We start from the raw sequence: 18,693 nt of genomic DNA, 5'->3' as shown, positions 1-18,693 counted from the left end.
GCTGTTTTCGCTGATCGCCGCAGCAACCGCTCCGGAAGTGACGGTCGGCGCCACCTCGTCCAGGTTGTTGATATCCAGGCTGACAGTTTGCTCGGTCTGGTTGCCTGCGGCATCGGTTGCCAACACCGTGAACGTGTAGGCGGACTTGGTTTCAAAGTCGGGATTGCCGATCAGGGTGACCGCACCGCTGGCGCCGTCGATGCTGAACGCTGCTGCATCGCCTCCCGCTTTCAGGCTGAAGCCAAGGCCGCCACTGATGTCGCCGGTATCGGTAGCGGTGGCGGTATAGACCAGCTGACCGACGCCGCTGTTTTCGTCGATCGCGGTAGCAACCGCGCTTGACGTAATGGTCGGCGCGACTTCGTCGAGGTTGTTGATATTCAGGCTGACCGTTTGCTCGGTCTGGTTACCTGCGGCATCGATTGCCAACACCGTAAAGGTGTAAGCGGACTTGGTCTCAAAGTTGGGATTGCCGATCAGGGTCACGGCGCCGCTGGCGCTGTCGATGTTGAACGCTGCCGCATCGCCTCCCGCTTTCAGGCGGTAGGTAACACCGCCGCTGATGTCGGCGCTATCGGTAGCGGTGGCGGTATAGACCACCCGGCCGGCTCCTCTGTTTTCGTCGATCGCCGCAGCAACCGCGCCCGAAGTAATGGTCGGGGCGGCTTCGTCAAGGTTGTTGAGCGCCAGGGTGAAGACCTGGGCTCTCGTGGAGCCATCCAAACTAGTGGCCAGCACGGTGATGTTGTAGCTGGATGCGGTCTCAAAGTCGAGCACGGCCCCGCTGGCGACCGTCACGACGCCGTTGGCGTCGATGGCGAAGCGGCCGCCTGCATTGTCGATCAGGGTGTAAGTGATGGTCGCGCCGCTATCGGCATCGGTGGCGAAGGCGGTCACGCCAACGACGGTGCCGGCAGCGGCATTTTCGGCTACTCCGTTGGCAGCGTTATTGGTATCGACGATCGCGCTGACTTCGTTGTCGTTCAGATTGGTAACCCTCACCGAGATCGCCTGCGTGTCGACGGCGGTCCCGTCCGACACCTGGACGATGACGTCGTACACGTTATCGCCCCCCGCATCCGTGGGCGCTTCGAAGTCCGGCGCCGAGACGAAGGACAGGGCGCCGGTCTGGGCGTTGATGCTGAACTTTCCTGCATCCGCACCACCCACGATCGAGAATGTCTGGGTCGCCCCGTGGTCGACGTCGGTGGCAGTTACAACGCCAACCGACGTGGCGTTCTCGGCCACGATGATCGACGCAGCGGCGCCACCCCCATGGGATGTGATGACCGGAGCATCGTTGGTGCCGGTAATGGTCACCGACACCGTCCGGCTGACTTGTCCCCCATGGCCGTCGTCGACGGTGACCGTAAACTGCTCGACCTTCGTCTCGCCTGCCGCCAGGTATTCGACCGCACTGTCCGCCACGGTGTAGGTCCAGGTCAGCGCCCCTCCGGTGCCGGTGCCGGTGGTGTCGCTGGTTTTGATCGCATTCATCGTGCCCAGCGTGGTCCCGACCGACACCGCCGTTACCGTGTGGGTGTCGGTCAGGTCGACATCCGTGAACGCCATGTTGCCACTGCTGGTCAGGTTGCCCGCCGGCGCGGTCTGTTCCGTCACGGCGCCCGTCAAGGTCGCAGTCCCGATCAGCGGCCCGTCGTTCACCGGCGTGATATTGATCAGATCCGTGTCCTGGATACCGGCCAGGTCAAAGGTCAGGCTGTGCGTGACCGGGCTATCGGAGCCGTTGTAATAGGTAATGCGATGCAGGACCGTCGCCACTTCGGCGGCCGCGGCCTGATTGTTAAAGCTGACGACAAAATTCGTCCCGTTCCCACCCGAGAAGGTGGCGACGGCCTTGCCGCCGATGAGGATGGTGCTTCCGGAGATTGTCAGGCCGTCGCCGGCGGCAAGGCCGATCACTTCCTTGGACAACAAGCCCGACACCGTCAAGCTCAGGCCAGCAAAATTGCCGGATGCCGATACGGTGGCGTTCGCCGCCAGGAAAATGGCGGAGGCCTGCTCGACGTAGTTCACGCTCCCGTTCACGCCGGGCGCCGCACCGTTCAGGTCGAAGATGATCTTGTTGACACCCAGGATGCCCGCGTACGCTTCTCGTCCGGCACGCGTCAGCGGCGCGGACGCCGTCAATCCGGTGAAGTCCGACCATGCATCGAGGTCCCAGCGGCCGCCGCGCTCGGCCGACCCGACCAGGCCCGTTGCCGCCGCCACCGGCGCCCCGATCACGGCGGCGAGTGCATCGAGGAAGATGCCGCCGCGTTCGCCCTTGGCCGTGCCGCAGCTCCACACCAGCACCTTGCCGCCATCCTCGAGCGCATCGCCGATCGTGCCCAGGTCCGTGACCGCTTCTTCGAGCGTGTCGAGCGAGAGCGGGCCGGATGCGAAGGCGATCTCGCCCGGCTGCCCGTGAGCGATGATGTGGATGGCGTCGATGCCGCTGCGGTTGCGCAGGCTGTTTGCCATCGCTGCGACCGGAGGCTGCATGGCCGGCAGTACGACTTTCTCGACACCGGGAAGCATCCATCCAAGCAGGTCATTCAGGTCAGGGACGGCACTATCGATGAAAACGATTTCGCGGGATTGGGTCATGGTCTTTTCCTGGTAGTTTTGGAAGGATGGCAAGGTGCCGCAGAAGCTGTGGCCCTGCTCTGAAATAGGAGGAGATGGTTGCCGCAGGGGGGATCGATTTCCCGCAACCGAAATGAAGGGCGCCGACCGGCGGACCGCTTCGCCGCCGCCCGCTGGCGGGGCGCCGGTAGTCTCCTGCGATGTTGTGTGCATTCAGTTTTCCCCAGGCCGGTCTTCGCGCTCCCGATCGAAGTGTCGGAAGTCATTAGCGGAGTCGGCCGTAAGTCAGGCTAAATGAATGTCAATACGCGCACTAGTAGACTTTGGTACACCCCCGACTTAAGTCGAGGGCGCTTCGTTGTGTCGACGCAGCGGGCGGGAGGATGCGGGAGGCCCGGCGTGACGCCGGCGCCGATCGACAGGGAACATGCGCGGGACCGCGCATGCCGGATGCAAGGCGGTGTGGACGACTTGCTACACTTCGGCCAGTTCCACGATGAGCAGCGCCAGCTTCAGCCGGTCCGCGATGCCGAGCTTGCGGAATATCTCGGTCAGGTGGGCCTTGACCGTGCTCTCGGTGATCGTCAATTCGCGCGCGATCTGCTTGTTCGACTCGCCGTTGCCGACCAGTTCCGCAATTTCGCGCTCGCGCCGCGTCAGGTCGGCCAGGCGGGCCATCGCGGCGCGCCGGCCTTCGTTGTCGGCCCGGATGCGCGCGCCCAGTTCGTCGAGCAGGCGCGGGGTCAGCGTCCTGCGGATCCACAGTTCGCCTTGCTGTACCGCCTTGATCACCAGTTTCACCCGATCGGGTGCGATGTCGTGGCAGCAGCAGCCGCGTACGCCAATCCGGAACAGCCCCAGTTCCCGGATATCGCACGGTTCGCTGGCGAGCGCGATGATTTTGGTCGCCGCATGGAGTTTCAGCAGGCGGGCGGCACCTTTGGCACCGTCGAGATCAGGCAAGTCCATATCGAGCATGAGTACGTCCGGCTTGATACGCGCCATGTCCGCCAGTAGCACTTCCATGTTCCCGACCGAGGTGGCCGTGGGAAAACCGTCGAGCCCCTGTTTCCAGTAGCGCAGCAGTTCGGATGTTGGACCGGCGAGCAGAATCATGGGCATCTCCTTTTATCGTTCACGAAGCGCCATTTCTTTGGTTTTGATAATCGGCTTGAGCAGGTAGTGGAGCACGGTCTTGTTGCCGGTTTTGATATCCACCGTCGCGACCATGCCCGGCAGTATCGCCAACGGCCTGGCGCTCCCCTCCGGCCTGGCCTGCCTGGTGCGAACCCGGATCTGGTAAAAGCTTTCCTGCCGTTCTCCGGGACGCTCGGGCATCAGCGTATCGGCGCTGATGTGTTCCAGCGTCGCCGGCAGGCCGCCGTAGATCGAAAAGTCGTACGCCGACAGCTTGACCAGTGCTTCCTGGCCCGGCCGCAGGAAGGCGATGTCCGACGGACGCACGCGCGCCTCGACGAGCAAGGTGTCGTCCAGGGGCACGATCTCGAGCAGGTCCATGCCCGGCTGGACCACGCCGCCGACGGTGTTGACCTTGATTTGCTTGACGGTGCCTGCCAGCGGCGCCCGCACCAGCGTGCGCGTGACGCGGTCGTCGAGGGCCGTGTTGGCAGCGCTGAGCGCGCTCTGTTCGGCGCGCGCGAGGTTCAGTTCCTTCATGGCGTCGGCGCGGAAGTGCGCGCTCAGTTCTTCCATTTTCTGCTGGACCTCGCGGTACGCCGCTTCCAGGCGCGGCAGCGCCAGCCTGGTCGCGTCGAGCTCGCCACGCAGGTCGTTGACCTGCCGCTCCAGGCGCAGCAGGTCCACTTCCGACACCGCTCCCTGCTGCGCCATCGGCCGCATCATGGCCAGTTCCCTGGCGATCAGCTCGTAACTTTGCTGCAGCTGGGTTTCGCGCCCGCGTTTTTCGGCAAGCTCCCGGCGCCGCTGCTCGGCCTGCTGGCGCAAGACCCCCTGGTTCACCTGCAGCTCGCGTGCCCGGCTGGCGAACAGGGTCTTTTCTTCCGCCACCAGCTTCGGGGCCGTCCGCTCCAGGGCCGCGGGCGGCGCGAAGGGCGTGTTCCCGGCTTCTGCCGACAGGCGGGCGATGCGCGCCTGCAAGGCCAGGTCGCGGGCCTGGCCCTCGCGCGACGATGCGTTGAAGCGAGTGTCGTCGATGCGCATCAGCGGCTGGTCCTTGCGCACCACTTCTCCGACCTTCACCATGATTTCCGAAACGATCCCGCCTTCCAGGTTCTGGACGACCTGGACCTGGCTCGAAGGAATGACCTTGCCTTCTCCGACCGTGAACTCGTCGACCGTGGCCAGCGCCGCCCAGCACAGGGCGAGGATGAAGAACAGCAGCGTGAGCCACAGGATCCAGTGGGTGAAATAACGCGGGCCCTCCAGCAGTGCGGCGCTGCTCTCGCGCATGAATCCGGTGTCGTCGATCGATGGCTTCAGCGCGTCCACGGCGCGCCGCGCGAGGCCGCGCAGGCCGGCGCTGCGCGCGCTGTCATTGGCTTGCTGCATGGAGCTTCCCCTTTGCCAGCGCTGCGAGAACGGCTTCCTTGGGACCGTCGGCAACCACCCGTCCCTGGTCGAGCACGATCAAACGGTTCACCAGGCTCAGTAAGGAGGCCCGGTGCGAGATGAGGATCAGGGTGCGGTCGGCCAGCTCGGCGCCGAGGCGGGCCTTGAACAGTTCCTCGGAACGGTTGTCCATCGCGCTGCTCGGTTCATCGAGCAGCAGCAGCGGCGGCGCCATCAGTTCGGCGCGCGCGATCGCGATCGCCTGGCGCTGCCCGCCCGACAGCTTCTCGCCGCGCTCGCCGACAGGCAGGTCGAGTCCCTGCGCCGAGCGGCTCGTGAACTCGGTGACGCCGGCGATATCGGCCGCCCTCAGGACCGCGGCATCGTCGGCATGCGGCGCGCCGAGCACGATGTTGTCGCGTACGCTGCCATAGAACAGGAGGATGTCCTGGGGAACGTGGCCGATGTCCCGGCGCAGGGCGGCCGGATCGATCTGGCGCTGGTCGGTGCCGTCGATCAGCACCGCGCCTTCGCTGGGCGGGTAGAGCCCGAGGATCAGCTTTTCCACGGTCGTCTTGCCGGAACCGACACGGCCGATGATCGCGACCCGCTCGCCGGGCCGGATCGTGAAGGACACCTCGCTGAGCGCCTCGGCCGTCTGTTCCGGATAGGCGAAGCTGACGTTCCTGAATTCGACGCCGCCTTGCAGGGCGGGGCGATGCACGAAATCCTTTCCCGGGGGGCGCTCCACCGGCAGGTTCATCAGCCGGTCGATCGAGGCCAGGGCATCGCGCGACTGGTGATAGCGCGTCAGCAGGCTCGCCACTTGCGACAGGGGCGCCAGTACGCGGCCGGTGAGGATGGAACACGCGATCAGGGCGCCCATGGTCAGCTTGTCCTCGGCGATCAGGTGGACACCGACCAGGATCACCGCCAGGTAAGCGGCCTGCTGAGCGAACGAGGAAAAATTGACGGCACAGGCGGAAAGGAAGCGCGAGCGCAAGGCGAGTTTGCCTAATTGCCCGATCAGTTGTTCCCACTTGCGCTGGACTGCTCCCTCGGCGCCCATGACCTTGATGGTTTCGAGCCCGACCAGGCTTTCGACCAGGGTCGCCTGCCGTTGGGCTGCAAGCCTGGAGCTCGTCTGTACCAGGCGCGCCAGCGGCGCCTGCAATGCCAGGCTGGCGCCGATGATGAGCGGCATCGCGAGCAGGGGCGCCCAACCGAGCGGGCCGCCGACCCAGAACATGGCGACTACGAACAGGACGACGAAGGGCAGGTCGATCAGCGCCGTGATGGTGGCGGACGTGACGAATTCGCGGAAGGCTTCGAATTCCTGCAGGTTGCTGGCAAAGGCGCCGACCGAAGCGGGGCGGGCGCTCATGCGGATGGCCAGTACCCGCTCGAAGATATTCGCGGAGAGCACGACGTCGAGCTTCTTGCCGGCGACGTCGATGAAGTAGCCGCGCAGTGCGCGGATGAGCGTGTCGAAGACGATGACGAGCATGACGCCGAACGACAATGCCCAGAGCGTTTCCATCGCATGGTTCGGTACCACGCGGTCGTAGACGTTCATCGAAAACAGCGGCATCGCCAGCGCAAACAGGTTGATCAGCAGCGAGGCCAGCAGGACCTCGGCATACACGGGCCAGGAGCGCACCGCGACGCCCCAGAACCAGTGCGCCGGCCTGGGCACGGCGCTGTCCTGCGTGCGCGCGTCGAAACGGTGCTCGGGGCGTACGAAGAGCAGGTGACCGGCATATTGCTGCTCCAGTTCCGCCAGTCCGATCTCCTGCACGCCGCCGGTGTCGGGCAGGATGATCCAGGCCGTCTCTCCCGCTTTACCCTGCAGGATGCAGGCCTGCCGGTCGCGCAGCAGCAGTACGACGGGCAGGGTGAGGTCGGGTATCTTTGCGAGCGGCCGCCTGGCCAGCCTGGCGTGCAATCCGGCCCGTGCTGCGGCGCGAATGAAGAGCTCGGGAGTAAGGCCGGAGTCCTCCAGCGGCAAACCGGTCGTCAGTGTCTCGGCCGATACCGGCTTGTCGATCAGCCGCGTCAGCTCGACAAGACACTGTAAAAGGGGATCGTCGCTTCGCGTGGCCGCACGGGGCAGCGTCCACTGGTCGTTTCCTTGGGCAAGAGCATCGCTCGGCTTCATTACCGTCAGTCGGAAAGGTTGATAGAAACTGGCTATCGGCAATCTTGCACGGCTCGGGCATTCGAACCGGATCGACATGCACCAACCGTATGTAACCGTTAGTCGGTGCTATAAATGCAATGTATCACTGTTTATGCCCTGTGAATAAACTTTTTGCTGTGGCCGCTTTAGCTGGCGCCACTCGTCGCACGCGAACAACAGCCTGACGGGGCCATTGCGCACGACCAATTATGTGGAGCGCCAGGGCGGCGCCCCTCCGTTCCCGGTTCAGCGCTTGAGCTGCGCCAGGTCGCGCACCGCGCCGCGGTCGGCCGATGTGGTCAGTGCCGCATACGCCTGCAGCGCCTGCGAGACATAACGTTCGCGGCCGACCGGCTGCCAGGCGTCGGCGCCGCGTGCGTCCATCGCGGCGCGCCGCTGCGCCAGTTCGCCATCGCCCACGCGCAGGTTGATGGTGCGCGCCGGGATGTCGATGTCGATCATGTCGCCTTCTTCCACCAGGCCGATCGCGCCGCCTTCGGCCGCTTCCGGCGAGGCGTGGCCGATCACCAGGCCCGAGGAGCCGCCCGAGAAGCGGCCGTCCGTGAACAGGGCGCAGGCTTTGCCGAGGCCCTTCGACTTGATGTAGGAGGTCGGATACAGCATCTCCTGCATGCCGGGACCGCCTTTCGGGCCTTCGTAGCGGATGATGACGACGTCGCCTGCGTGCACGCTGTCGCCCAGGATGGCTTCCACCGCCGCGTCCTGGCTTTCGAAGACGCGCGCCTTGCCCGAGAATTTCAGAATGCTCTCGTCGACGCCGGCGGTTTTCACGATGCAGCCCTTGGCGGCGATGTTCCCGTACAGGACCGCCAGGCCGCCGTCCTGCGAGTAGGCGTGGGCGCGGTCGCGGATGCAGCCCAGGCTGCGGTCGATGTCGTTCGAATCGAAGCGCTCCGACTGCGAGAACGCGACCTGGGTCGGCACGCCGCCCGGTGCGGCGCGGAACAGCTGGTGCACGGCGCGGTCGTCGCTGACGCGGATGTCGTATTTCGCGATCGCCGCTTCGAAGGTCGGGCTGTGTACGGTCGGGAGCGAGGTATCGAACAAACCTGCCCGCGCCAGTTCGCCGAGGATGGCGAAGATGCCGCCGGCGCGGTGCACGTCCTCGATGTGGTACTTGTCGGTCATCGGCGCGACCTTGCACAGGCAGGGCACCAGACGCGAAATGCGGTCGATGTCGGCCATCGTGAATTCGACCTGCGCTTCGTGGGCGGCGGCCAGCAGGTGCAGGACGGTGTTGGTCGAGCCGCCCATCGAGACGTCGAGCGCCATCGCGTTCTCGAAGGCCGCCTTGGTGGCGATCGAGCGCGGCAGGACCGAGTAGTCGTCCTGTTCGTAGTGGCGCCTGGCGATGTCGACGATCAGGCGGCCCGCGTTCAGGAACAGTTCCTTGCGGTCGGCGTGGGTTGCGACGATGGTGCCGTTGCCGGGCAGGGACAGGCCGAGCGCCTCGGTCAGGCAGTTCATCGAGTTCGCGGTGAACATGCCGGAGCAGGAACCGCAGGTCGGGCAGGCCGAGCGCTCGGCTTCGAGCACGTCGGCGTCCGACACGGTCGAATCGCCGGCCTTGATCATGGCGTCGATCAGGTCGAGCTTGATGACCTTGCGCTCGTTGTTCACGACTTTCACGACCTTGCCCGCTTCCATCGGACCGCCGGAGACGAAGACGGTCGGGATGTTCAGGCGCATCGCGGCCATCAGCATGCCCGGGGTGATCTTGTCGCAGTTCGAGATGCAGACCATGGCGTCGGCGCAGTGGGCATTGACCATGTACTCGACCGAGTCGGCGATCAGGTCGCGCGAGGGCAGCGAGTAGAGCATGCCGCCGTGGCCCATGGCGATGCCGTCGTCCACCGCGATGGTATTGAATTCCTTGGCCACGCCGCCATGCGCTTCGATCTCGCGCGCCACCAGCTGGCCCAGGTCCTTCAGGTGCACATGGCCGGGCACGAACTGGGTGAAGGAATTGACGACGGCGATGATCGGCTTGTCGAAGTCGCCGTCCTTCATGCCGGTGGCGCGCCACAAGGCTCTGGCGCCGGCCATGTTGCGGCCCTGGGTGGTGGTGTGGGAACGGTAAGTCGGCATGGTTTTTCCTGAAGGCAGCGGGCGAATGAAGGCTTCAGGATGCCGGATGGGCAATGATATGTCCAATATGCGATTTCGAACGCAGTGATTCTTTTGGTGAATCACAGCATAATGTTGCTATAAATAAACTTCTGCCGTAGACTTCGGAGGGTGTGACCACTAATAACAGTCAAGGGAGAACCTCATGTTTGTCGGAAGCTATACGTCGGCCAGGCTGGCGCTGACGACCCCGCCGGATTGCTGCTGCAATTGCGGCGGGCACGGGCAGCTCGAATTTGTCGACACGCCAATGAAACAGGTCGCTTCTTCTTCGTGTTCGGCACCGAGCTGACGCTGACCGAATCGTTCCCGTACTGCGCCGGGTGCAAAGGCTCGGCAAAACGGGCGCGCCATGGCTGGCTCGCCAAAGGCATCGTGTATTGCCTGGTCACCTCGTGCGCATTCCTGGGCCTGGTGATGTCGCACGCCCTGTTGCCGGGTTTCGTCGCCGGCAGCCTGTTTTACAGCGCGCTGATCCTGTCCGCCTTGCTGACGGCGGGCTACTATACGACCCGCAAGCCGAAGCGGGCAGGCGGCACCTATTACCAGCCCGTCGAGCTCACCGAGGCCTGGATCGGCGACAAGCACATCGCCCGGTTCGAGCTCGCCTTTCACAATGCACGCTATGCCGCTGCCATGCGCCGTTCGAATGCCGAACTGATCGACGCAGGCGTGTTCAAGATCCAGTAAGCCCGGGCGCCGCGCAATACCGGTTGCGCCCAGCCGCCTTGGCCTGGTACAGCAGCGCGTCGGCCGCCCGGATCAGCGAGGCGCTGGCCTGCGCGCGGTCCGGCACCAGGGTGGCAATGCCCATGCTGGCGGTGAGCAGCGGGGCGGTCGGCGAGACCGCGTGCGCGATGGCGAGCGCGGCCAGTTCGTCCAGCACGCGCCGGGCCACGCATTCGGCGCCTGCTACATCCGTCTCGGGCAGCAGGATCGCGAATTCTTCGCCGCCGTAGCGCGCCACGAGGTCCTGGGCGCGATTCGCGGCGCGGCACATGGCGCGCGCGACCTGCTCCAGGCAGGCGTCGCCGGCCTGGTGGCCGTAATGGTCGTTGAAGAGCTTGAAGTGGTCGATGTCGGCCAGGATCAGCGACAGCGGCAGCCCGCCGCGCCCGCAGCGGCGCCATTCGGCGTCGATCCGTTCGCTGAAGGCGCGGCGGTTGGCGACGCCGGTCAGGCTGTCGGTCAGGGTCAGCGCCCGTAGCGCGTCGGCCTGGCGCTTCACGGTGAGTTGCGTGCGCACGCGGGCGCGCACCACGGCGGCGTTCACCGGTTTGCTGATGAAGTCGGCCGCGCCGGCGTCGAGCGCGCGCGTTTCGTCTTCCGGGGAAGACAGGGCAGTGACGAAAATGACCGGGGTGTCGCCGGTCTCGAGCGCGGCGCGCAGGGCCTGCAGCACCGCGTAGCCATCCATGCCGGGCATGACGGCGTCCAGCAGGATCAGGTCCGGGCGCTGGCTGGCGGCGAGCGCGAGCGCCTTGCTGCCGTCGAGGGCAAACAGCACCTCGTGCTCGTCCTGCAATGCCGCGTGCAGGATCTGGATATTTTCCATGGCGTCGTCGACGACCAGGATGCGCCCGTTCAGGGCCAACTCGCTCCAGCTCATGCGTCTCCCTTTTGATCCAGTATAGCCTCCAGCAGCGATGCCGCGTGTTCGAAGCGCAGCGTGCCGACCGCCTCGGCCAGCGCCAGCGCGTGCGCGCTGCCCAACAGCGCAGCGAGGCGGTCCGCCAGCGCGGCATGCACCGCCAGCGCCTTCATATTGTTATTCTGTAGCAATTCCAGCAGCTGTGCCAACGCGCGCGGATCGGCCTGCGGAGCGGACCCTGCCGGCGCCGCGGGCGCCAGGTCGCGCGCGGCGGCCTGGAGCGGCGCCAGGGCGGCGTCGAGCAGGGCCAGCTGGCGCGCGGCCCCCGCGTCGTCGCCCGCGCGCAGGGCCGCTTCCAGCGCAAGCGCGTGGGCGGCGAGATCGACCGCGCCCAGGTTCGCGGCCACCCCGCGCAGGCGGTGCGCGAGCACCAGCGCCTCCGGATGCTCGGCCGCGTCCATGTGCGCATGCAACTGGTCGACGCTGGCGCCGGCGCCGGCCGCGAAGCGGGCGAAGACGGCGGCGAAGGCCTCGACGCTGCCGCCGAAACGCGGCAGCGCGGCCTTGAGGTCGATGCCGGGCAGCTTCGGCAGGGGGGCGCCGGACGCCGCCAGGGCCGCCGGCGCGGTCGCGCGTCCGGTCAGGCGCGCCAGCGTCGCCACCAGCTCATCGACGTCGACCGGCTTGGACAGGTGGTCATCCATGCCGGCCTCGAAGGCGCGCCGGCGGTCTTCGTCCAGGGTATTCGCGCTCATTGCGATCACCGGCAGCGCGTGCAGGCCCATGCCCCGGATCGCTTCGGTCGTCTCGTAGCCGTTCATCACCGGCATCTGCAAGTCCATCAGGACGGCGTCATAGGCCGCGTCCGGCGCGTTCAGCATGTCGAGCGCGACGCGGCCGTTGGCGGCCACCGCCACCAGCGCGCCGGCGTGGGTCAGCACATAGGTCGCCACTTCCTGGTTGATGGCGTTGTCCTCCACCACCAGCACGCGCAGGCCGGCCAGGCACGCAGCCAGCGGCGTGCGCGGCGGGCTGCCGGGTGCGGCGGCGCCTTCCAGTTCCACGAGGACGGCATCGAGCGCGCTGCGGGTGAAGGGTTTGGCCAGCAGGGCAAGGCGCGGCGCGGCCGGCAGCACCGGCGCCGCGGCGTCGGCATCGGCCACCAGCAGCACCGTCGGCGGCAGCCTGGCGGCGCCGGCCAGGCCCGGCAGGCCGGCGTCGAGGAAGGCGAGGTCAAGCGGTGCGCCGCTCAGCTTCTCGAGCGCTGCGGGAGCGCTCGCTGCGCATTCCACTTCCCAGCCGCGGCCACGCAGGTCGCTGCCGAGCGCCGCGGCCGCGCTGGCATTCTCGTCCGCGACCAGCACGCGCAGCGGCGCGAGGGGCGCCGGGCTTGCTGCGGCCGGCGCTTCGAGTTCGCCGAACCCGGCTTCGAAGTGGAAGGTCGAACCCAGTCCCGGGCTGCTCTCCACGGCCAGGCTGCCACCCATCAGCGCCACCAGCCGGCGCGCGATCGACAGTCCGAGGCCAACGCCGCCGTACTTGCGGCCGGTCGCGCTGTCGCCCTGCGAGAAGGGTTCGAACAGGCGCGCCTGGTCTTCCTGCGCGATGCCGATCCCGGTGTCGCGCACGGCAAAGCGCAGGCGCACCCGTCCCGGGCTGCGCGCGGCCACCTCGACCGACAGGACGATCTCGCCGCGTTCGGTGAACTTGACCGCATTGCCCACCAGGTTCAGCAGCACCTGTTCGAGCCGGGTCGGATCGCCGCGCAGCACCCGCGGCACGCCGGGCCCCACCGCGAATACGGTTTCGATCCCCTTGGCCCGGGCGTTCGGTACGCTCAGCACGGCCACCCCCTGCAGCGTGGTGTCGAGTTGCAGCGGCACGTGTTCCAGCTCCAGCTGGCCGGCATCGGACCTGGCATAGTCGAGCAGGTCGCTGAGGATGCCGAGCAGCGACGCCGAGGCGCGCCTGATGTGGGCGACGTGGGCGCGCTCGCGCCGGCCCAGCGGGGCTTCCTCGAGCAGGCGCGCCAGGCCCATGATGGCGTTCATCGGGGTGCGGATTTCATGGCTCATGTTGCCGAGGAATTCGCTCTTGGCGCGGCTGGCCTGTTCGGCTTCGCGCAGGGCCTCGACCAGGCGGCCTTCGGTCAGTTTCAGCTCGGAGACGTCGGCATGCAGCGCGTAGAAGCCGCGCACCCGTCCCTCCTTGTCGATGTCGGGCAGGTAGCTGCCCCAGATGTGGGTCGGCGTGCCGTCCCGGCTGCGCAGGCCGGTCTCGAAATTCTGCGGCGTGCCCGCCAGGACGCCGCGTATGTAGACCAGCAGTTGCGCGCGGATGTCGGCCGGGACCAGTTCGGCCGCATAGCGCCCGATCACGTCGGCGTCGTCGACGACGCCGAGCCTGGCCAGGGCCGGCCGGTTGGCAAAGCGCAGCCGTTCGTCGGCATCCCAGTAGCTGACCAGGGCCGGCAGGTTGTCGGTGACGGTGCGGATGAAGCGCTCGCGCTGGCGCAGCTGGGCGCCGCTGGCGCGCAGGGCGGCATCGGCCGCGACCCGTTCGCTGATGTCGCGGATCGTCACCTGCATCATGCCGCGGCCGCCGATGTCGACGCTGGTGAGGCGGATATCGGCGTGGAAGTTGCCGCCGTCGCGGCGCTGGTGCACCCATTCGAACTGGACGCCGCCTTCGTCCAGTGCGCGCCGCATCAGCTCAGCGGCCATGTCCTCGGAGCGGCGTCCGTTCGGCTGGAACTCGGGAGATACGGTGACTGGCGACAGCATCACCAACTCCTCGACGCTGCAGCCGAACAGCGTGGCCGCGGCCGCGTTCGCACTGACGAAGTTGGCGTTATGGGCCAGCAGCGCCTGGGCGTCGCCCGAGCCCTCGAACAGGACCCGGAACATCGCTTCGTTGTCGCGGTTCTGGCGCTCGAGCATCTTGCGCTCGGTAATGTCGATCACGACCGCGTTGATGCCCACCAGTTCGTGTTCAGGGCCGAACACCGGGTAATAGCTGGAGAGCCAGTAGCGCGTCACGCCCGGCTCGGCCGGCACCTCGCCGGCCACCTCGAGGTCGCGCAGGGCGCGCCCGGTTTCCAGCACGCGGCGGTAGGGCGCCTCGAAGGCGACGCCCACTTCGCCCAGCAGCTCCGGCAGGGTGCGCCCGAGGTGGCCGATCGCCGGCACGGCATTGATCGCCGCCAGGCAGTCGTTGATCATCACGAAGCGCAGGTTGCGATCGACAAAACACAGGCCGACCGGCGCCGTGGCATACACCGTCTCCAGGCGGACGTTCAGGCGTTCGAGTTCGGCGGTGCGGTCGGCGACACGCGCTTCCAGGTCGCTGCGGTAGCGCAGCAGTTCGCGTTCCACCTCGCGCAGCGCGTCGGCCACGGTCGCCGTCTCGCGGATTTCCGGCGGGGCCAGGCCGAGCGGTTCGCCGCGCCCCAAGGCGGCGGCCGGTTCGACCAGGCCCTGCACCGAGCGTGCGATGGTACCGCCGATGATCCAGGCCAGCAGCAGGCCGAGGCCGAGCAGGGCGCTCGATGCGGCGACGGTGGCCGGCAAGGCATGGCCCAGCAGTTCGCGCGCGGCGTCGTCCGGATAGGTGACCGCCACGATCCAGCCATGGCTGTTCGAGCGCATCCAGGCCGCATGCTGGCGCATGCCGTCGTAGTCCTCGGGCAGGTGCGCCAGGCCTTCGGGACTGGCCGCCGCGTTGGAAGCCAGCACGCCGTTCATCGGGGTGCCGACATAGCTGGCGCTGTCGATATTGCGGGCCACCACCAGGCCGCGCGCATCGAACACCTCGGCCACCCAGCCCGGCGGCAATTGCTGGGCGCCGAGCAGGTCGGCCACGCGCCTGGGGCGCACCTGGGTCGAGAGCACATACGCAACCTTGCCGTCGCGCCAGACCGGGACGTCGGCCGAGAACACGAAGCCCTGGCCCGGTCCAGGGGAGTAGAGGCTGGAAATCCGGGCGTCGCCGCGGCGCAGCACGGCATCGACCGATTCCTGGTTCGGCGTCGCCGGCAAGGCGGCGCCGAAGGCCCAATGGGTGTCGAGCAGCGGCCGGCCGTCGGCACCGCTCAGGGCGAAGTTCGATGCCGGGAATTCCGGACGCAGCAGCAGCTGGCGCGACTGGGCGTGGAACTGCGCAAGCGTGCCCGGGGCCAGGGTCGGCCAGGCGGCCGCGACCCGGCCTGCCGTTTCGGCGCTCTCGAGCTCGCGGTCGAGCGCCGCCGCCAGCGCGCGGGTGACGGTGGCGGCGTCGCGCGCCACGTGCCCGGCTTCGCGCTGGCCGGCGTCGCGCACGAAAGCGACATACGCGAACAGGAGCGGCAGCACGCTGGCAAGGACGAGGGTGAACAGCTTCGAGCGGATCGAAGGCAGGGAAGTGCGGCGAAACAGTGGCAAATCGTGTCCAGGTCGGGGCAGTGCGGTTGCGCCGCCAGCGGCCATGGTATCGAAGACAGGGGGAAGGCGGTAGCACGCGCCGCCGCCTACTCCTTATCTGTAGATGCTCAGCAACAAATCATAGGTATTTGGCAAGCTCGACCTTGGCGATCGCGTTGCGGTGTACCTCGTCCGGGCCGTCGGCCAGGCGCAGCGTGCGGTTGCCCGCCCACTGGTAAGCGAGCGGGAAGTCGTCCGACACGCCGCCGGCGCCGTGGGCCTGGATCGCCCAGTCCAGCACCTGCTGGGCCACGTTCGGCGCCAGCACCTTGATCATCGCGATCTCGGCCGCCGCCACCTTGTTGCCGACGGTGTCCATCATCCAGGCGGCTTTGAGAGTGAGCAGGCGCGCGGTGTCGATACGGATGCGCGACTCGGCGATGCGCTCGCGCCAGACGCCCTGTTCGGAAATCTTCTTGCCGAAGGCGACACGCGAATCGAGGCGCTTGCACATCAGTTCGAGGGCCCGCTCGGCCACGCCGATGGCGCGCATGCAATGGTGGATGCGGCCCGGCCCGAGGCGGCCCTGGGCGATCTCGAAGCCGCGGCCTTCGCCGAGGAGCATGTTGGCGGCCGGCACACGGACGTTCTCGAACAGGATTTCGCAGTGGCCGTGCGGGGCGTCGTCGTAGCCGAACACGGGCAGCGGCCGCTTGACGGTGATGCCGGGCGTATTGGCCGGGACCAGGATCATCGACTGCTGCTGGTGGCGCGCGGCAGTCGGATCGGTCTTGCCCATGACAATATAAATCTGGCAGCGCGGATCGCCGGCGCCCGAGATCCACCATTTATGGCCGTTGATGACGTATTCATCGCCATCGCGCTCGATGCGGGTCGCGATGTTGGTCGCGTCCGAGGAGGCGACGTCGGGTTCGGTCATGGCGAAGGCGGAACGGATCTCGCCGCGCAGCAGGGGCTCGAGCCATTGGGTCTTGTGCTCTTCGGAGGCGTAGCGTTCCAGCGTTTCCATGTTGCCGGTATCGGGCGCGCCGCAATTGAACACTTCGGGCGCCCAGCCGACCCGGCCCATGATTTCGCAGAGCGGCGCGTAATCGAGGTTCGACAGGCCTTCCGGCGCCCGCCTGGACTTCGGCAGGAACAGGTTCCACAGGCCCTGTTCGCGCGCCAGCGGTTTGAGGCGCTCGATGATCTCGGTCGGCACCCAGCGGTTGCCGGCCACGCCGTTGGCGTCGATTTCCTGTTTATAGGCTTTTTCGTTCGGGTAGATATGCTCGTCCATGAAGGCGAGCAGGCGGTTGCGCAGTTCCTTGCAACGGTCGGAATAATCGAAATCCATGAATCTCTCCTTTAGCGGTTCGCGAATTGCCAGGCCATCTCGGCCATCGGGCGGGCGGCCTTGCCGTTTTCCAGCGCCTGCGCGCTCGAGGCGGTGCCGTCGACATAGCGTTTCATGATGCCCTGCATGATGCCGGCCAGCCGGAACATGTTATAGGCAAGATAAAAATTGAAATCCTCGAGCCGGATCGTCTTGCCGGTGCGCTCGGAATAGCGCGCGACATAGGTTTCCAGGTCCGGGATGCCGAGGCTGGCGAGATCGAGGCCGCCGATGCCGCGGAATTTGCCGGGCTCGATATACCAGCTCATGCAGTGGTAGGAGAAATCGGCGAGCGGGTGGCCGAGCGTCGACAGTTCCCAGTCGAGCACGGCCAGGACGCGCGGCTCGGTCGGGTGGAAGATAATGTTATCGAGCCGGAAGTCGCCATGCACGATGGAGGTGTCTTCGCCGGGCGGGATGTTTTGGGGGAGCCATTCGATCAGGCGGTCCATCGCTTCGATCTGTTCGGTCGCGGAGGCCTGGTACTGTCTGGTCCAGCGCTCGATCTGGCGCGCGAAATAATTGCCGGGCTTGCCGTAATCGGCGAGGCCGATGGCGGCGTAGTCGACCGTGTGCAGCTGCGCGATCACGCGGTTGAGCTCGTCGTAGATGGCGCCCCGTTCGTCCGGCGTCATGCCGGGCAGCGACTGTTCCCACAGCACGCGGCCTTCGACGAAGTCCATCAGGAAGAATGCGCGGCCGATGACGGATTCGTCGGTGCAGAGGGCGATCTGGCGCGGCACCGGGAAACCGGCCCCGTGCAGCGCGTTCATGACGCGGAATTCGCGGTCGATGGCGTGGGCCGAAGGCAGCAGTTTCGCCGCCGGGCCCGGCTTGGTGCGCAGGACGTACTGTTTGTCTCCCGCGCGCAGTTTGAAGGTCGGGTTCGATTGCCCGCCCTTGAATTGTTCAACTTCCAAGGGGCCGGCCGGGAAGTCCGGCACGTTCGCCCGCAGCCAGCCGGCCAGCGCCTCGACATCGAATTTCTGGCGCTCAGAGACCGGCTTGGTCCCCATCATTTCTTCGTACACTGGCGTCTCCTCCTGTGTTGTTTTCAAAACTCATTGGCAATCGATTTTAGCTGATGAAGCGAACGACCGTACTATTTATTTTGCTGACAATGTCAGGCGCGTTTGTATTGGCTGTACAGCTGTTCCATCGTCGTGCTACGGGCGTCGGGCAGCAGCGGCGAGGGCGGCACGTGGTTCACGAAGCGTACCACCCAGTCCAGCGGATCCGCGCCGACGTCGAGGGCGTTGATGCAGCCCGCTTCCTGGGCCAGGTTGCCCAGGAACAGGCGCTGGCCGGTGAGGGCGAGCGACAGGATCGCGCAATTGACGCCGCCGTGCAGGACCAGCAGCACCGTGTCCCAGCCGGGATCGGCGCGCAGGCGGTCCAGCGCCGGGTGGACCCGGTCCATCATCTCGCCCACCGATTCGCCGCCGAGGAAGCGCTGCTCTTGCTCGACCATGCCCTCGAAGACGCCGGTAAAGGCGCGCTTCAGTTCGTCCTGCGGGATGGTGGAGAGGCGGCCGCCGCGGATTTCGTGGAGTTCGGGCCAGGTTTCGGGTTCGATGTCCTGTTTCGTGACGGCGAGTACCCGCGCCGCGGTCTCGACGGTGCGGGGCAGGCCCGAGACGATCACCCGGTCGAAGCTGATGCCGGCGGCGGCAAAGGCGGCGCCGGCGGCATCGGCCTGGGCGCGCCCGAGCTCGTTCAGCGGGACTTGTTCGGGCAGGACGGGGCGGCCGGCGGCGTCGAAGTAGGTGACGCTTCCGTGGCGCATCAGGAAGACGCGGCGGCGCGCGCTGGGTTGGTCGTTCATGTTCTCCTCGGCAATTCTCGCGTTTCGAATCTTATTCAT

At 66.7% G+C, this 18,693-nt stretch carries 11 protein-coding genes; 1 reads left to right on the top strand and 10 read right to left on the bottom strand.

What is annotated here, in order from left to right; translation table 11 throughout:
- From ACI48I_RS18470 to ilvD, 5 genes are all read right to left on the bottom strand, one after another.
- Window positions 1-2,610: cadherin domain-containing protein (locus ACI48I_RS18470; protein WP_498575032.1), on the bottom strand; the 2,610-nt coding region annotated here is incomplete at its 3' end.
- Between the two features lie 453 nt (window positions 2,611-3,063).
- Window positions 3,064-3,705, bottom strand: coding sequence for a LuxR C-terminal-related transcriptional regulator (locus tag ACI48I_RS18465; RefSeq protein WP_193686161.1), 642 nt, complete (start codon window positions 3,703-3,705; stop codon window positions 3,064-3,066).
- A gap of 12 nt (window positions 3,706-3,717) precedes the next feature.
- A complete protein-coding gene (locus ACI48I_RS18460; RefSeq protein WP_498575031.1) occupies window positions 3,718-5,118 on the bottom strand; it encodes an HlyD family type I secretion periplasmic adaptor subunit in 1,401 nt (466 codons plus the stop codon).
- On the bottom strand, window positions 5,102-7,276 hold the full coding sequence (locus tag ACI48I_RS18455; RefSeq protein WP_193686160.1) for a type I secretion system permease/ATPase: 2,175 nt from the start codon (window positions 7,274-7,276) through the stop codon (window positions 5,102-5,104). The genes ACI48I_RS18460 and ACI48I_RS18455 overlap by 17 nt, the downstream gene beginning before the upstream one ends.
- Window positions 7,277-7,543: 267 nt before the next feature.
- A complete protein-coding gene (gene ilvD / locus ACI48I_RS18450; RefSeq protein WP_193686159.1) occupies window positions 7,544-9,406 on the bottom strand; it encodes a dihydroxy-acid dehydratase in 1,863 nt (620 codons plus the stop codon).
- A gap of 312 nt (window positions 9,407-9,718) precedes the next feature.
- Here ilvD and ACI48I_RS18445 point away from each other — a divergent pair, with 312 nt between their 5' ends.
- Window positions 9,719-10,135: a hypothetical protein gene (locus tag ACI48I_RS18445; RefSeq protein WP_498575030.1), complete on the top strand. Its 417-nt coding sequence runs from the start codon at window positions 9,719-9,721 to the stop codon at window positions 10,133-10,135.
- Here ACI48I_RS18445 and ACI48I_RS18440 read toward each other — a convergent pair.
- The 5 genes from ACI48I_RS18440 to ACI48I_RS18420 all read right to left on the bottom strand — a co-directional run bounded on the left by ACI48I_RS18440 (window position 10,122) and on the right by ACI48I_RS18420 (window position 18,654).
- Window positions 10,122-11,054: a diguanylate cyclase gene (locus ACI48I_RS18440; RefSeq protein WP_498575029.1), complete on the bottom strand. Its 933-nt coding sequence runs from the start codon at window positions 11,052-11,054 to the stop codon at window positions 10,122-10,124. The two genes, ACI48I_RS18445 and ACI48I_RS18440, sit on opposite strands and share 14 nt — an antisense overlap.
- Window positions 11,051-15,454, bottom strand: coding sequence for a PAS domain-containing protein (locus tag ACI48I_RS18435; RefSeq protein WP_498575028.1), 4,404 nt, complete (start codon window positions 15,452-15,454; stop codon window positions 11,051-11,053). Before ACI48I_RS18435 ends, ACI48I_RS18440 begins: the two co-directional genes overlap by 4 nt.
- Before the next feature lie 118 nt (window positions 15,455-15,572).
- Window positions 15,573-16,790, bottom strand: coding sequence for an acyl-CoA dehydrogenase family protein (locus ACI48I_RS18430; protein ID WP_193686155.1), 1,218 nt, complete (start codon window positions 16,788-16,790; stop codon window positions 15,573-15,575).
- A gap of 11 nt (window positions 16,791-16,801) precedes the next feature.
- Complete coding sequence (locus ACI48I_RS18425; protein ID WP_498575047.1) at window positions 16,802-17,845, bottom strand: phosphotransferase; 1,044 nt, start codon at window positions 17,843-17,845, stop codon at window positions 16,802-16,804.
- Between the two features lie 107 nt (window positions 17,846-17,952).
- Window positions 17,953-18,654 (bottom strand): histidine phosphatase family protein, encoded by a 702-nt coding sequence (locus ACI48I_RS18420; RefSeq protein ID WP_193686154.1) that lies wholly within the window; start codon window positions 18,652-18,654, stop codon window positions 17,953-17,955.
- Window positions 18,655-18,693: the final 39 nt, after the last annotated feature.

It is taken from the genome of Massilia sp. LXY-5 (assembly GCF_059801075.1).
Note: the sequence above shows the minus strand (reverse complement) of the source record. Positions and strands in the feature narration are given on the sequence as shown.

Bases quoted from the DNA above. Each gene is read 5' to 3' on its own strand.
- ACI48I_RS18465 (WP_193686161.1), bottom strand. From the start codon at position 3,705: ATGATTCTGCTCGCCGGTCCAACATCCGAACTGCTGCGCTACTGGAAA.
- ACI48I_RS18455 (WP_193686160.1), bottom strand. From the start codon at position 7,276: ATGAAGCCGAGCGATGCTCTTGCCCAAGGAAACGACCAGTGGACGCTG.
- ACI48I_RS18425 (WP_498575047.1), bottom strand. From the start codon at position 17,845: ATGGGGACCAAGCCGGTCTCTGAGCGCCAGAAATTCGATGTCGAGGCG.
- ACI48I_RS18460 (WP_498575031.1), bottom strand. From the start codon at position 5,118: ATGCAGCAAGCCAATGACAGCGCGCGCAGCGCCGGCCTGCGCGGCCTC.
- ACI48I_RS18430 (WP_193686155.1), bottom strand. From the start codon at position 16,790: ATGGATTTCGATTATTCCGACCGTTGCAAGGAACTGCGCAACCGCCTG.
- ACI48I_RS18420 (WP_193686154.1), bottom strand. From the start codon at position 18,654: ATGAACGACCAACCCAGCGCGCGCCGCCGCGTCTTCCTGATGCGCCAC.
- ACI48I_RS18440 (WP_498575029.1), bottom strand. From the start codon at position 11,054: ATGAGCTGGAGCGAGTTGGCCCTGAACGGGCGCATCCTGGTCGTCGAC.
- ilvD (WP_193686159.1), bottom strand. From the start codon at position 9,406: ATGCCGACTTACCGTTCCCACACCACCACCCAGGGCCGCAACATGGCC.